General features: G+C 38.6%; 12 protein-coding genes and 1 riboswitch. Of the genes, 5 read left to right on the top strand and 7 right to left on the bottom strand.

What is annotated here, in order from left to right; all coding sequences use genetic code 11:
- From trpA to HHO41_RS06640, 3 genes are all read left to right on the top strand, one after another.
- Window positions 1-783 carry a tryptophan synthase subunit alpha gene (gene trpA / locus HHO41_RS06650; protein ID WP_169096731.1) on the top strand — a complete coding sequence of 261 codons (783 nt, stop codon included), beginning with the start codon at window positions 1-3 and terminating at the stop codon, window positions 781-783.
- Between the two features lie 260 nt (window positions 784-1,043).
- Window positions 1,044-1,619 carry a hypothetical protein gene (locus HHO41_RS06645; protein WP_169096729.1) on the top strand — a complete coding sequence of 192 codons (576 nt, stop codon included), beginning with the start codon at window positions 1,044-1,046 and terminating at the stop codon, window positions 1,617-1,619.
- Between the two features lie 103 nt (window positions 1,620-1,722).
- Window positions 1,723-2,868 (top strand): acyl-CoA dehydrogenase family protein, encoded by a 1,146-nt coding sequence (locus HHO41_RS06640; RefSeq protein WP_481747087.1) that lies wholly within the window; start codon window positions 1,723-1,725, stop codon window positions 2,866-2,868.
- A 31-nt stretch (window positions 2,869-2,899) separates the two neighbouring features.
- On the opposite strand, the gene HHO41_RS06635 is transcribed toward HHO41_RS06640, so the two are convergent.
- Window positions 2,900-3,988, bottom strand: coding sequence for a GGDEF domain-containing protein (locus HHO41_RS06635; protein ID WP_169096725.1), 1,089 nt, complete (start codon window positions 3,986-3,988; stop codon window positions 2,900-2,902).
- Between the two features lie 229 nt (window positions 3,989-4,217).
- Between HHO41_RS06635 and mnmH the strand changes: the two genes are divergently transcribed.
- Window positions 4,218-5,288, top strand: coding sequence for a tRNA 2-selenouridine(34) synthase MnmH (gene mnmH / locus HHO41_RS06630; RefSeq protein ID WP_169096723.1), 1,071 nt, complete (start codon window positions 4,218-4,220; stop codon window positions 5,286-5,288).
- Window positions 5,289-5,652: 364 nt separating this feature from the next.
- Here the strand turns inward: mnmH and HHO41_RS06625 are convergent, their stop codons facing one another.
- The gene (locus HHO41_RS06625) at window positions 5,653-5,817 is read right to left on the bottom strand and encodes a hypothetical protein (RefSeq protein WP_169096721.1); all 165 of its coding nucleotides are present in this window, start codon (window positions 5,815-5,817) and stop codon (window positions 5,653-5,655) included.
- 198 nt (window positions 5,818-6,015) lie between these two features.
- On the opposite strand from HHO41_RS06625, the gene HHO41_RS06620 reads away from it, so the two are divergent.
- Window positions 6,016-6,777, top strand: a complete 762-nt coding sequence (locus tag HHO41_RS06620; RefSeq protein ID WP_169096719.1) for a TraR/DksA C4-type zinc finger protein — start codon at window positions 6,016-6,018, stop codon at window positions 6,775-6,777.
- Window positions 6,778-6,805: 28 nt separating this feature from the next.
- Here the strand turns inward: HHO41_RS06620 and HHO41_RS06615 are convergent, their stop codons facing one another.
- The 5 genes from HHO41_RS06615 to HHO41_RS06595 all read right to left on the bottom strand — a co-directional run bounded on the left by HHO41_RS06615 (window position 6,806) and on the right by HHO41_RS06595 (window position 14,711).
- The gene (locus tag HHO41_RS06615) at window positions 6,806-7,009 is read right to left on the bottom strand and encodes a YozQ family protein (RefSeq protein WP_169096717.1); all 204 of its coding nucleotides are present in this window, start codon (window positions 7,007-7,009) and stop codon (window positions 6,806-6,808) included.
- Between the two features lie 109 nt (window positions 7,010-7,118).
- Window positions 7,119-10,580 (bottom strand): methionine synthase, encoded by a 3,462-nt coding sequence (gene metH / locus HHO41_RS06610; protein ID WP_169096715.1) that lies wholly within the window; start codon window positions 10,578-10,580, stop codon window positions 7,119-7,121.
- Window positions 10,558-12,423 (bottom strand): bifunctional homocysteine S-methyltransferase/methylenetetrahydrofolate reductase, encoded by a 1,866-nt coding sequence (locus HHO41_RS06605; protein ID WP_169096713.1) that lies wholly within the window; start codon window positions 12,421-12,423, stop codon window positions 10,558-10,560. Before HHO41_RS06605 ends, metH begins: the two co-directional genes overlap by 23 nt.
- 3 nt (window positions 12,424-12,426) lie before the next feature.
- Window positions 12,427-13,599 carry a cystathionine beta-lyase gene (gene metC, locus HHO41_RS06600; protein ID WP_169096711.1) on the bottom strand — a complete coding sequence of 391 codons (1,173 nt, stop codon included), beginning with the start codon at window positions 13,597-13,599 and terminating at the stop codon, window positions 12,427-12,429.
- Window positions 13,599-14,711 carry a methionine biosynthesis PLP-dependent protein gene (locus HHO41_RS06595; protein WP_169096709.1) on the bottom strand — a complete coding sequence of 371 codons (1,113 nt, stop codon included), beginning with the start codon at window positions 14,709-14,711 and terminating at the stop codon, window positions 13,599-13,601. The genes metC and HHO41_RS06595 overlap by 1 nt, the downstream gene beginning before the upstream one ends.
- An 84-nt stretch (window positions 14,712-14,795) precedes the next feature.
- Window positions 14,796-14,909, bottom strand: a riboswitch (SAM riboswitch).
- Window positions 14,910-14,926: the final 17 nt, after the last annotated feature.

Raw genomic sequence — 14,926 nt, 5'->3', positions numbered from 1 at the left:
ATGAGTCGAATTCGACAAGCGTTTATGAGTTTAAAGGAAAAAAAAGAAAAAGCTTTCGTACCATATATTATGGCTGGTGACGGGGGACTTGAAGTGCTAGGAGAACGGATTGTATTTCTTGAGAAATGTGGTGCGACTGCAATAGAAATTGGCATTCCATTTTCAGATCCAGTTGCTGATGGTCCAACGATTCAACAAGCAGGGATTCGCGCATTGGAGCGTGGAACATCTCTTAGGGACATATTAAATGCTGTTGGTCAGATTAGACCGAAAGTTCAAATTCCATTAATAATTATGACCTACATGAACCCAATTATTGCACTCGGGGTAGATGAATTTGTAAATCTTGCGAATGAAGCTGGTATTGATGGTTGTATTATCCCGGATTTACCGATTGAAGAAGAGGAAATAATTGATCCATTACTGGAACGGGTTGACATTGATTTAATAAGATTAGTTACCCTAACAAGTTCACTTGAAAGATTAACAGCAATTTCTGAAAGAGGAAGAGGATTTTTATATGCTGTTACGGTTACAGGCATTACTGGAGCACGCAGTGGTTTTGATGAGAAACTGGGACACTTCCTGCAACAAGTAAAACAACTCAGTTCAATCCCAGTATTGGCCGGCTTTGGAATTTCATCACCGGAGCACGTAAAGGAAGTAAGCCAATATTGCGACGGAGTTATCGTCGGTAGTAAAATCGTTGATTTGTTTGCCAAAAATGATCATCAGGGCATCGAGACCTTAATTCAATCGTCAAAAACGGTCACTACGAAATAAACAAAAGGGACTCAAATGAGTTCCTTTTTTGTATAGATCAATAAAAATATTTCTTGGGAAAGCGCATGAACCGACAATTTTTTTGAAAAACGTCAAAAGGAGACGAAATGGAAAAAATAAGCGGTTAACTCGTGCATTTTGTTACAGAAGGATGTCTAGTAAAGCGTTATAATGACTATAAAGAACATCAATAATTACGAAAAAAACTATCAACAATGAAGAGAAGTTGTGAAATTAATAAGTGGGGGGATATGGTCATTATGTATATTTATGAAATGATCCTGGACATTTTACAAAAAAATGGTCCAACGTCGATTCCTTCCATCTGCCAGGAAATGAATCAGCAAACAATCCATTTGGAGGAAAAATTCGTTCAGCCTTCACAAGTGAAATCAGCTATCAATAGGAAAAAAGAATTATTTAAAGTACAAAATGATGTAGTCTTTATCGATCCAGATAAGGATATTCAGTATTTAAACGTCCATATTGGAGGTGCATCTGAGCCGGCTCTGACGATAAAAGTTGATTTCCTGAAAAATCGTTTTGCCTTTTTTGAATGGCACATGGATCAAAATCCCAATGTGAGTGTACGAAGATCCCATTCACAGATGATTGGGGATGTTGATACTTTTAAAAAGGAGCTATATCGTATAAAGCCATGGGAATGGGATGCAGATTATCAAGATGAAGGTTTAGTATTAGATGGAATTTATTGGTCCGTAAAATTGGTGACTCAAGGCAGGATTTATGAAAGTGAAGGGTTGCAATGTTTCCCAGAGGAATGGAAAAAATTATGTAAAAGTTTAACAAAACTAACCGGATTCAAGATACTTTAAACAGCCATCAATCTAATTGATGGTTGTTTTTTTAAAAGTCTAAATACGGCAAATGTTATAATGGTGATAAACGAATGATGGTAGAAGAGGGGAGACGTTAACTTTGATGTTTCAACAGTTACAAACACATCATGAACGCATTGAATTTATGAATCATTTAAAGGATTCATTTAAAGAAAGAGCTACAAAAATAGATGAGGATGGACTTTTTCCATTTTCAAATATTGAAGAACTTAAACAAAGTGGATATTCTGCATTAACTGTTCCAAAAGCTTATGGTGGAAACGAGATTTCGTTGTTAGAAATGGTAATGCTTCAAGCGAAAATTGCTGAAGGTGATGGGGCAACTGCACTTGGAATTGGCTGGCATATTGGCATTATGAAAAATTTGTCAGAAAAAAACAATTGGCCTTCTCAAACATTTGCAAAGTTATGTGAAGAAGTTAAAAAAGGGGCACTAATTAATAGTGCTGCTACAGAGCTGCAAACAGGAAGCCCAACAAGAGGTGGAAAACCCGCCACAACAGCTGTTGAGAGAAATGGAAAATGGGAAATCAATGGACGAAAAACGTATACAACGATGGCCCCTGTACTTGATTATTTTTTAGTGAGCGCATCAATGGAAGATGGCGGGGTGGGAAACTTTTTAGTTCCAAGAACCAGTAAAGGAGTTTCAATCGAAGAAACTTGGAATAGTATTGCCATGAAAGGAACTGCCAGTCATGATTTGGTATTAAATAAGGTTCAACTTTCGCAAGATAATTACGTAGAACGAATTGTTCCAGGAAAAAAACAAGCTGCGGGATGGCTCCTTCATATTCCTGCATGTTATTTAGGTATTGCTCAAGCAGCCCGTAATGAAGCGATAACCTTTGCTAAGCATTATTCACCTTCAAGTATTTCAGGGACCATAAGCGAGCTACCTAATGTACAGCAAAAACTTGGCGAAATAGAGCTACTCCTCATTCAATCACGTCATTTCTTATATAGTGTGGCTAATAAATGGGATGAAAGCGGCAGCGAAGCTAGAATGAATATGCAGGCAGAATTAGGTGCTGTGAAGTATTCAGTTACAAACAATGCGATTAAAGTAGTTGATTTGGCGATGAGGGTCGTTGGAGCAAAGAGTTTATCATCAAAAAGTCCATTACAGCGATATTATCGCGATGTTAGAGCTGGTCTGCACAATCCTCCTATGGATGATGCAACGATTAGTTTGTTAGCTAAAACAGCTTTAGCTTCTTTTTAGAATAACCAAAGAGGAGTAGGGGAGAATCCTCCTACTCCTCTTTAAATATGACTACTCGATTCCTCCCAGAATTTTTTGCATGATATAATGCTTGGTCAGCGCAATAAATGAGGTCAGTGATATTATTGATGTTCGAATTTAGGACCATTCCGATTGAAGCTGTAATATGGATTTTTTCTCCACTTGGTAAATGAAAAATATGGCATTCAATTTTGGTCCGAATCGATTCAGCCAAGCTTATAAGTTGTGCTTCATTGGCAGTAGGAACGATGATGGAAAATTCCTCCCCACCATTTCGAAATACAGTATGATTAAATGGATTTGAGTTTATGAGAATCCGGCTAAAACCTCTTAATACCTCATCACCAGCTGGGTGCCCATATGTATCATTGATTTTTTTAAAATGATCAATATCAATGAACAACAGTCCTAGCTTTGCTTCCGTTTCGCTTGCCTTTGCCAAAAGTCGTTCAAGCAAATGGTGGAATTGCCGAACGTTTCTTAGTCCGGTTAAATAGTCTATTTCTGCTTGTTGTTTTAGCATCTGATAGGAATGGTTTGTAATCGTGATATAATTAAATAAGTAAAAGGCTAAGAAGCCTCCTAATAAGGACATTGGAATATAGAAAAATATGATTTTTTGTAAGTAAAGGTGGCCATAGCCGAAGTGCTGCAAAACAAACCAAAACATAATCCCGTTGGCAATCGTACTAAAAGCAATCATCACTATAACCTTCTGAAACTCTGTGTACCTCCTCTTTGTTACAACACCTGAAAAAATTGTGATAATAATCAAAGTTATAACGGAAGCGTAGGTTGAGTAACTAATTGGGAAAAAAATAATTCGTGAAAAAGCAATGATGAATGCTGTAATAAAGGTCGGAATAGTACCACCAAAAACAGCAGATATAATGATAGGGACATGCCGGAGGTCGAGGATAATATATTGGGCTATCGGAATGTTGAAACGAATTAGTAGAGAACCAATAATGCCTAACAAAAAACCTAGAACCAATTTATGGCCAGTTTTGTTTTCTATATGAATATGTCTGAAAAAAGTGCCCATTAAAAAAAACAGGGCGATGACAATACATCCGTGAATGAACAACGCTATAATCATTTTCTCACCCAAATAATAGAATCTTGTATTTATCATATCAATTATTATCACAAAAAGCTGTGTGGAATTTATGTGAATTATGAATAGTTCATTGTAAATTTTTCGCAAAACAGGACAAATACTTTAAAAAAGTCATTTATTTTTTTGCAGTTGTAATTTTTTTTGGTATAAAAACCATTTTATTTGCGATAAAATGGGTATATTGATTTTTTATATGGGGGTTTTAACCTTGATTGATATATGTATTGACCAACTTTTAACGATGGAAAAGGCTATCCCCATTGACGTGCGTTCCCCAGAAGAATTTAATGAATCGACGATTCCCAATGCCGTTAATATCGCATTATTTAGCGATGAAGAGCGGAAAGAAGTAGGGACCATTTATAAACATGCTGGGCCAGAAAAAGCAAAGTGGCGGGCGATGGAAATCGTATCACCAAAGTTACCTGAATTACTAACAAGAGTTAAGAATTTGGCTGAAACTGGTGGTAAGCCTGTTTTGTTCTGCTGGCGCGGTGGAATGCGCAGTCAATCGTTGGCTACTTTTTTAGATTTTGCCGGTTTCCCAGTGCATCGTATTATTGGTGGCTATCGAGCATATCGGGAATATATTTTAGCACAAATTCCAGAGTTGATTCCAACACAAACTGTTGTACTTCATGGAATGACCGGTGTAGGGAAAACGGATATTTTAACCAAATTAACCGGTAAGGGTTACCCTGTTTTGGACCTGGAGGGAGCAGCTGCCCATAAAGGTTCAATTTTTGGGGCAATGGGATCCGAAACTGATGGGAATAATCAAAAAACATTTGATTCTTTGCTTTTTACAAGGCTTAAACAATTAGAGGGTGCACCGTATATTATTGTGGAGGCAGAAAGTAAGCGAATCGGAAAAGTGACACAGCCTGAAGAATTATTAATTACCAAAAAAGGTGGTATCCATTTTATTGTCGAAGCGTCCGTTGAAACACGGGTGAAAAGAATTTATCATGAATATGTTGAACCTTTTATAGACCAAGAATGGTTCTATCCGATGGTCAAAGAAAAATTTGAAAAAATTCAAAAAAGAATTAAAGATGTTAGCATTAAAACAGCTGTGAATGATGCACTTGAGCAAGAGGATTATCATGAATTTATTCGATTGTTGCTCCTGTACTATTACGATCCACGTTATGAGCATAAGCAGTTGGAGTATGAAGGTGAGTTCATCCATATAAATTCGGATGACGAAGATGAAGCAGTCAAGCAGATTGCATTGAAACTTGATGAAGTATTTACACTTCAACAGCAACAAAAATAAAACCAGGGATTCCCTGGTTTTTTTGCTTGTCGAAAAAAATTGCATCATTGGGCACATTGGTACTACATTTTCCGTGTGAACAAATTAAAAGTAGCTCATATCAGTTGAATTTACAATATTTTCTGAGCTAAGAAATAAATTTCCAAAATGGGGAAAATTTAAGTCCTCTAGCTAGATAAAAAAAGTGTGTGGCATATCCTTATCTTTATTTGTACAAGGTTGATTGGAGTGGAAGGTGCGAAGACTCCTGAGGGAGTAGTGGGACAGGTGAGACCCCGCAGGAGCTTTAGCGACGAGGAGGCTCACCGCCCACCCCGCGGAAAGCGTAGCACCTGGAATGGAAATCAACCTGCCATTTAGAAGGCTACAATTGTCTACCAGTTGTACCGATTGATTTGTCCGTATTTGATTGGGTATTATAGTCATCTTTATTCAAACTTCCATTATTTTTTAGCGTTTCATTGCTTACATATGCTGATTGGTGCTTTTTTTGAACGGAATTAAATTTTTCAAACTCCTCATTGACCACATCACTTCACTCCTTATGAAAAATTTTTAACTTCATCATTATCATCCTGAATTTGTTAAATATTTATACAAGTACAAGACGTTTACTTTCTTTAGAATGAAAGCAGAAGTCTTTGGAAAACTAAGCAAAAGGATTCGAATGAAATTCGCTAATTTCTGCTTTTTCTGTCAAGAAAACTGCTTTGAAAGGAGTTCAACCATGCTAACAACTGAACATTTAAATAAATTTAAAAAGATATTAACGGAGGAGAGAAAGGACTTAATCGAAAAATTTGAGATAAATGATCATTTCGGACTTGAACGTGCTCATTATCATGAATCAATGGGGGAACTATCGAGCATTGATAACCATCCAGCCGATGAAGGAACTGATTTATACGAACGAGAAAAAGATATCGCACTCTTAGAGCATGAGCAGTTTCATTTACAGGATATTGACCATGCTCTACAGGCAATTGATCAAGGAACATACGGTATTTGCCAAGTTTGTGGTGTGGAAATTCCAATCGAACGACTTAAGGCTCTCCCAACTACTACTTATTGTAAACAGCATAGCCCTGATAGTTATACGTCTCATAATCGTCCAATTGAAGAAGGAGTGCTAATGCCTCCGTTTGGTAAATTCGATTTTGATGGGCGAGATGAGTCAGTGGCCTATGATGCGGAAGATTCATGGCAGGAGGTTGCGCAATGGGGTACCTCGGAGACACCGTCTGACTTCGCTTACCCTACAGATCATTATAATGATACTTATAATGAGTCTGAAGAACCTAACGGATATGTGGAGGAGTTTGAAAATTTCATTGGCAATGATATGTATGGAAATAATGTAACTGTTTACCCTAATGCACAGCATAACAAATATGAACAAGAGTTGGATGACGAGGGGGTTATGACTGCATTCGGTGATTTACCGGGTTATGAAAAGGAACCATATACAAAAGACGAAGCGAAACAATAAAAGACTCGCCTAGGCGAGTCTTTTATTGTTAATTTCCTTTGTAGGGAATAACGGTGTTTTTATCATGATCATGATTGCTTTCTTGTTTGATTTCACCTTCCATGTAGGCATCACTAGCTTGCTCATGTGTAGTTGCAAGTCCTTGTGATAGCGAATCTGGTTTTTGATAATCGGTGACATCGTATAGTCTACCGGCAAGTTTGGTAGAGTCTTGTGGTTGCTTCTTGTTCATATTTAACACTCCTTTGCAAGTCGCTAGTTAGTCAAAGTGTATTGTTTGCAAATATGCACAAGTTTACTCAGTCGGCTAGCAAAGGCAAATTGTTTTTGCAAAAGAAAAATTAGTCATTTCTTAACACGGTAAAATAGCGGGCATCAGGATGCGCAAATACCATGGCTGAGACTGAGGCTTCTGGTTCCATCATATAGCCCTCAGTGAGCTGAACTCCAATGTCTTCAGGCTTAATTAACCCAAACAACTTCGTTTGATCTTCAAGCTCAGGACAGGCTGGGTATCCAAACGAATAACGTTGTCCTTGATATTTTGCACTAAAGCGGTCCTTCATCGTAAAATCGACAGGATCAGGGAAGCCCCAACGATCACGCATTTGACGGTGAATCAGCTCGGCCAGGCCTTCAGCGGTTTCTAAGGCGAGAGCCATAAGGGCATGAGATTCTAAAAATCTACCTTGTTCTTTAAGCTGTTCAGCAATTTCACGATACGCTGGACCTGCTGTTACTGTGAAGAAACCAATATAATCAGTTAAACCACTATCTACAGATTTAACGTAATCACTTAAACATAGGTGAGCCCCATCATTTTGACGAGGAAAATCAAATACTTGTATTACAGTTTTTGGATTGTTAGGGTCATAAATAATAACTTGATTACCATCACTTTGAGCAGGGAAGAATTGATAAACAGCTTGTGGCTGAATCCAATTGTTGTTTTTCGCATCTTGCACCAACTGGTTAATCATATCATTAATTTTTATTGCTTTTTCATCACCGTTAGCAAGAAGCTTTTCAACATTTCCTTTAACTCCAAGATGATGGCCAATCAACATTTGTTTATTGATATATGGCTCAACATGGGCCAACGTATAGCTTTTGACAATGTGACGCTCTGTATCCATCGGAACAAATACAGGTACGTCTGTACGAACTGTAGGGGCAACTTTCACAGCAGTTGCCACACTGCTTGTAGCAACAACGCTATTACTTGCAAGTTGCGCAGCCATTTGACGCTTCGTTTCACGTTCTTGGATTAGCTTTTCATGATCTTCAGGGTTTTGTAATTGATTAGCAAGGTCTAATCCATTCATGGCATCTTTTGCATATAAGACAATTCCATCGTATTCGTTGGAAATCTTTGTATCAGTAAATTTCCGTGATAAAGCTGCACCACCTACTAAGATCGGAATATCGATGCCAGCTTGTTTCATATCATGTGCAGTCAGTACCATTTGTTGAGCGGATTTTACCAATAGTCCAGATAATCCAACAATGTCTGGTTGTTCCTTTTTAATCGCTGCCACGAGATCAGCTGGAGCTACCTTAATTCCTAAATCAATTACTTTAAAGCCATTATTGCTTAAGATGATGTCAACAAGGTTCTTTCCGATATCATGAACGTCACCTTTTACCGTCGCTAAGATAATCTTACCTTTTGTTGCACTTGAATCACTCGTTTCCATAAATGGTTCTAAATAGGCAACGGCTGTTTTCATAACTTCCGCACTTTGCAACACTTCGGCAACAATCAACTGATTATCATTAAAGAGACGACCAACTTCCTTCATCCCATTCATTAGTGGTCCGTTAATGATATCAAGTGGGGCAGGGTATTTCGTTAAGGCTTGTTCCAAATCCGGGATTAAGCCTTCTTTAGTTCCTTCGACGATATAGTAGGCTAATCTTTCTGCTAGGGACATGTTTGGTACAGTTTGTTTTGCTTCTTTCTTTTTATCTCGATAAAAATCTGTGAATTTAGCGAGAGTTTCTTCGGTTGTTTCAAATAATAGCTTTTCCGCAAGAGTGACTTCATCTTTAGATATTGAAGCAAATCGCTCTAATTTTTCAGTGTTAACAATCGCATAATCCAACCCGGCTTGGGTACAGTGGTAAAGGAAAACAGAATTTAATATTTCTCTGCCGACTGCCGGGAGACCGAAAGAAATATTACTTATTCCAAGAATGGTTTGGCTTTTTGGAAATGCTTCTTTAATCATTCTTATTCCATTAACGGTCGCCAAGGCAGAACCAATGTATTGCTCATCTCCAGTTCCAACTGGAAACACTAGCGGATCAAAAATGATATCCTGTGGTTGAATATGATATTTATTAACAAGTAAATCATATGATCTCTTTGCAATTTCAAGCTTTCGTTCTGCTGTTACACCCATACCTATTTCATCAATTGTACCGACAACTAGAGCTGCGCCAAATCGATGAACTAAGGGTGTGATCGCAGCAAAACGCTCTTCGCCATCTTCAAGATTGATGGAGTTAATGATTGTTTTTCCTTGTGAATAGGTTAGCGCCTTTTCAATGACTTTTTCGTCAGTAGAATCAATGACGAGAGGTACTTTTACTTTTTTAACTACCTCTTTAATGAAATTTTCCATATCCTGTAGTTCATCACGGTCCGGGTCAGCTAGACATAGGTCAATAACATGGGCGCCACCTTTTACTTGAGCACGGGCTATCTCGGAAGCCTCTTCAAATTTGCCTTCACTGATTAACCGTTTGAATTTACGAGAGCCGATAACATTCGTTCGCTCACCGACCATGATTGGTCGAAGGGTTGGATCATCATAAACAAATGGTTCAATACCGGAGACCATGTGGGTTGAATTTTCTTCAGGGTGACGCGGTTGATAATCTTTCATTGTTTCAGCTATCGCCTTGATATGAGCCGGAGTTGTTCCGCAACAGCCGCCAACGATGTTCAACCAACCTTCCTGAGCAAAACCTGCAAGTTTTTTCGCCAAAATTTCAGGTGTTTCATGATAATGACCCTCTTCATCTGGCAATCCAGCATTTGGATAACAGATGACAGAAGTTGAAGCAAGGCCTGATAATGAACGAATATGGTCTTGCATAAATTCAGGTCCAGTCGCACAGTTAAGTCCGACAGCAACAGGATTCATATGTTGGACTGAAATATAAAAGGCATCAATCGATTGGCCAGCTAAAGTGGTACCCATTGGCTCGATGGTACCGGAAATGATAAGTGGTAATTTCTTGCCTGTTTTGGCAAAAGCACGTTCAATTCCAACAAATCCTGCTTTTACATTTAGTAAATCTTGGCTTGTTTCAAGTAAAAGAACGTCTACATCGCCGTCAATTAAACCGATAGCTTGTTCCTCGTATGAATCAGCAAGGGTATCAAACGTTGTTCCACCTGTAACGCTTAAAGTTTTAGTTGTTGGTCCCATTGAACCGGCAACGAACCTCGGCTTTTCTGTGTTCGTAATGGAATCAACTGCACGTCGGGCAATTTGTGCGGCTATTTTGTTAATTTCGTATGCTTTTGATCCAAGTTGATATTCATCAAGAACAATACTGGTTGCACCAAAAGTGTTCGTTTCGATGATGTCAGCACCAGCTCGTAGGTAATCAAGGTGAATCTTTTCGATTACATCCGGACGAGTAAGATTCAAGTTTTCGTTGCAGCCTTCAAACTGTTCTCCACCAAAATCGTTAGCTGTTAAATTTTCCTGTTGGAGCATTGTTCCCATCGCGCCGTCCATAATTAGGATTCGATTTTGTAACTGTTCATTGAATGATGCTCTGGACATTTTCTTTCCCCCTTGCTAAGTTTGCAATTCGCTTGTTAGTATAGTCGGCTAGTTCGACGGTTAATTCATAGCGAAGAAATGGCGTAATGAGATAGATGCCGTTGAAAAGCTCTAAGGCTGTATCGATTAATGATTTTGTAATGACTAGACCTTCTTGAGCTGCTAGAACTGGGTTATCTTTATATCTTGCTATTGATTCCCGAATTGTATCAGAGATTTTAATACCTGGAACTTCATGATGTAAAAATTCCATATTTTTATAGCTCGTCAACGGCATTAATCCAATATAAATCGGAGCCTCTATATGACGAGTAGCTTCATATACCTCGATAAGTTTCTCCTCAGAAAATACAGGTTGGGTTATAAAATAATCTGCACCATGGGCAATTTTCTTCTCCATTCGAACAACAGCTTTTTCTAAGGAGCGCACATTTGGGTTAAAGGCAGAGGCGACAGAAAAAGATGTTTTTTGACCGAGATCTTTTCCGGAAACAGATAATCCTTCATTAAGCTGTTTAATCATTGATATCAATTCAAATGAAGACACATCATATACTGATGATGCACCAGGGAAATCACCTACTCTGGCAGGGTCACCTGTAATCGCCAAAACATCGTTTAAACCAAGTGTAGCCAGTCCCATTAAATGTGATTGTAGACCAATTATATTACGGTCTCGGCAAGTGATGTGGATTAGAGGCCTAAGACCTAATTGTGTTTTCACGAGATGACCAATTGCTGAATTTGAAATTCGTGGAGATGCTAGCGAATTGTCCGCAAGGGTGACTGCATCAATACCAATTTCTTTTAACGCTTTTGCTCCTTCGAAAAACTTAGTCGTATCCAATTTACGTGGTGGATCTAATTCGACTAATATTGAAGGCCTCTCTTTAACGATTTCATGTAATGGAGGAATATCACGTTTAGTCTCAACTACTTTTACAACGATTTTCGCAGGATCTTCCTTTAAAACCTTTTCGGTAATTGGTTGAACATTGCGCAGTTCTTCTGCAAATGCCCGAATATGATCCGGTGTCGTACCACAACAGCCACCAAGGAGACGTACACCTTGATCACGAAAAGCCATTGCTGAATTTCGAAAATAATCAGCATTTCCTTCATAATGGAACTCACCATCGGTGAAGGTAGGTAAGCTTGCATTAGGGTAAGCAGATAAAAAAGAATGCTTTGGAAGCGGTACTTGCTCCAATGCTTTTAACATATGATGTGGGCCAAGCCGACAATTAAGACCGACAATGTCAGCACCTAAATTTTCAAGACGTAACAGTGCCTCGGCAATTGGCGTATGGTCTTGCATGAACCCAACTTCCTGCATTGATAGCTGGGCGATAATTGGAAGTTCTGTATCGCGTCTGGCAATCGCTAAGACAGCCTCCATCTCTTCTAGGTCGTAGTAGGTTTCCAAAATGATTCCGTCCACACCCTCAACGAGTAAGGCAAATAACTGTTCACGAAAGCTAGCTGTAATTTCCTCCAAATTGATGCTCTTCGGTTTAATCCCGCGATTACCACCGATTGTTCCAATAACATAGGAATTACCCTGAGCCGCTTTTTTAGCGATTTGAACAGCGGCACTGTTGATTTCTTTAACGGAATCTTCAAGTCCATATCGTGCTAATTTTAAATGATTAGCTGCATATGTATTGGTTTGAATGATATCGGCACCGGCATTGAGATAAGCACGATGAATCGAATGAATTTGCTCAGGATTAGATAGATTTAATTCCTCGAGACAGCTGTCTTTTCCATATGAAAACAGAAGCGTCCCCATTGCACCATCACCGATTAGGATTTGATTTTCTAACTTTGATAAAAAACTCATGGTTTACACCTCTAAAGGTTTGTTTGAACGATTATTTATTGCTTGGGTAAAATCAGCAATAAGATCATCAGGATTTTCTAGTCCAACAGAAAGGCGCAATAATTGATTACTAATTCCTCTTTGTAGGCGTTCTGACTCAGGCATTGCTGCATGTGACATTTTTGCCGGGTAAGAGAGAATGGATTCTACTGCACCAAGACTTACTGCAAAAACTGGTATTTTAACATTCTCAATAAATTTACGGAATAATGCTTCATTTTTAATTTCAAATGATAAAACTGCTCCTGGACTTGATGCCTGTTTTGTTTGCAATTCGTATTGTGGATGATCTTCTAAACCTGGATAATACACTTTTTCAATCCAGTCCTGATTGGCTAAAAATTCTGCAATTTTTTGTGCTGCTAATGCCGAGTGTTGTAGGCGAACATGGAGAGTTTTTAGTCCTCGTAGAACCAACCAGGCATCCTGAACCCCTAAGACGGCGCCAAATGAATTTTGCAAGAAGCCCAAGCGTTTAGCTAATTCTTCATCTTTAACAACTGCTAGTCCAGCTATAACATCGCTATGTCCAGATAAGAATTTTGTAGCGCTATGTAATACAACGTCGGCACCCAATTCAAGCGGTCTTTGATAAGCAGGGGTAAGGAAGGTGTTGTCAACAAAGGTGAGAGCTCCAGATTTTTTTGCTAAATCGCTAATTGCTCGTATGTCTGTTACCTTCAATAAAGGATTTGAAGGGGTTTCAACATAAAATAATTTCGTATTCGGTTGAATAGCAGCCTCAACCTTTTTTAAATCAGTCATATCAACAAAGGTATGTTTTATGCCAAGCCTTGTTAGTACTTCAGTGACCATTCGGAACGTACCACCGTATACATCTTCAGTAATAACGACATGATCATTTTGTGAAAGAAGCAAGAATGCGGTAGAAATAGCTGCCATTCCTGAAGAAAAAGCAAAACCTTTAACTCCACCTTCTAATTCTGCAATAACGTCTTCAAGAGCTTCGCGTGTTGGATTAAGACTTCGAGCGTAATCATATTTCCCAAATTGATCGACATCAAATTGATGGAAGGTAGATGCATGTTGTATAGGTACACTTACCGCACCTGTAGTAGGATCAATTTTATGGCTATTATGAAGTAGTTTCGTTTCGAAAGTATAATTTTGGCTCATTATCGTTCTATCTCCTTTTTAGCATTTGTTAATGCATGTTGCAAATCATTGATAATATCCTCGGCATCCTCTAACCCAACTGAGAAACGTAGCAATCTGTTGCATACGCCAGTTTCTAAACGAATCTCTTCAGGGATATCTGCATGCGTTTGTGTCCAAGGATAAGTAATGAAACTCTCTACTCCACCTAAGCTCTCAGCAAAAGAAATAAGCTTCATATTTTGTAAAAATGGATTTACCCATTTCTCATCTTTAATTCTGAAGGAAATCATTCCACCCTGTCCTGGATATAGAACATCAATCACGTCATCGTGAGAACTTAGATAGTTCACAACAGCTTTGGCATTTTTTTCATGACGTTCCATTCTTAAGGACAAAGTCTTCATGCCGCGGATTAACAACCACGAGTCAAACGGGCTTAATACTGCACCAGCAGCATTATGGTATAATGCAAGGCTCTCGCAAAGTTCTTTGCCCTTGCCAACAATCAGTCCGGCAAGTACATCGTTATGACCGCCCAAATATTTAGTTCCACTGTGGATAACGATATCTGCTCCAAGTAGAATTGGTTTTTGCAGTACTGGTGTGTAAAAGGTGTTATCTACTATTAAAAGTATGTTATGCTCTTTGGCAATCTGAGCAACTGCACTAATATCTGTTTGTTCCATTAATGGATTTGTTGGAGTTTCGATAAAAATGGCTTTTGTTTTTGAATTGATGAAAGGAATTAGGTCTTCAGGATCTGCTGTATTTACATAATGACTTGTTAACCCCCATTTTTTAAAACCACGTTCAAGTAAGCGATAGGTTCCACCGTAAAGGTCCTTTGAGACGATCCACTCATCTCCTGATTCAAAGATTGAAAGTATCGTAAAGATGGCGGCCATTCCGGAGCTACAGGCGAAGCCTTGATCGCCGTGTTCTAAATCAGCGATTGCTTGTTCTAGTATTTTTCTAGTTGGATTTCCGGTTCTGATGTAATCAAATCCAGTCGATTGTCCAATTCCTTCATGTCTATAAGCAGTTGAAAAATATACAGGGGGATTAACGGTACCTGTTACTTGTTCACTGCGGTTTCCGATTTGTGCTAATAAGGTGTCGATTTTATACATGCCGTCACTCCTCTTTGTTTAGAAAAAATAAAAAAGCCTTCTTATAAGAAGAAGACTTAATGTAGTAAGGTCAATGAGCCATTCTTCTTATCTTTCAAGTTTAACAAACTTGCAGGACTTAGCACCTTATCAATGAAAAAGACATTGATGGTTGCTGAGGTGTCATCGGGCCATACCCTCAACCTCTCTTGATAAGAAATTATTTATTTTATTTT

The sequence above is a fragment of the Bacillus sp. DNRA2 genome, assembly GCF_012843265.1.
Lineage (GTDB): Bacteria > Bacillota > Bacilli > Bacillales > Cytobacillaceae > Bacillus_BU.
Note: the sequence above shows the minus strand (reverse complement) of the source record. Positions and strands in the feature narration are given on the sequence as shown.

Excerpts from the sequence above, each read along its gene's own strand:
- trpA (WP_169096731.1), top strand. The coding sequence starts at position 1 with ATGAGTCGAATTCGACAAGCGTTTATGAGTTTAAAGGAAAAAAAAGAA.
- HHO41_RS06645 (WP_169096729.1), top strand. The coding sequence starts at position 1,044 with ATGTATATTTATGAAATGATCCTGGACATTTTACAAAAAAATGGTCCA.
- HHO41_RS06635 (WP_169096725.1), bottom strand. The coding sequence starts at position 3,988 with ATGATTATAGCGTTGTTCATTCACGGATGTATTGTCATCGCCCTGTTT.
- HHO41_RS06620 (WP_169096719.1), top strand. The coding sequence starts at position 6,016 with ATGCTAACAACTGAACATTTAAATAAATTTAAAAAGATATTAACGGAG.
- HHO41_RS06615 (WP_169096717.1), bottom strand. The coding sequence starts at position 7,009 with ATGAACAAGAAGCAACCACAAGACTCTACCAAACTTGCCGGTAGACTA.
- metH (WP_169096715.1), bottom strand. The coding sequence starts at position 10,580 with ATGTCCAGAGCATCATTCAATGAACAGTTACAAAATCGAATCCTAATT.
- HHO41_RS06605 (WP_169096713.1), bottom strand. The coding sequence starts at position 12,423 with ATGAGTTTTTTATCAAAGTTAGAAAATCAAATCCTAATCGGTGATGGT.
- metC (WP_169096711.1), bottom strand. The coding sequence starts at position 13,599 with ATGAGCCAAAATTATACTTTCGAAACGAAACTACTTCATAATAGCCAT.
- HHO41_RS06595 (WP_169096709.1), bottom strand. The coding sequence starts at position 14,711 with ATGTATAAAATCGACACCTTATTAGCACAAATCGGAAACCGCAGTGAA.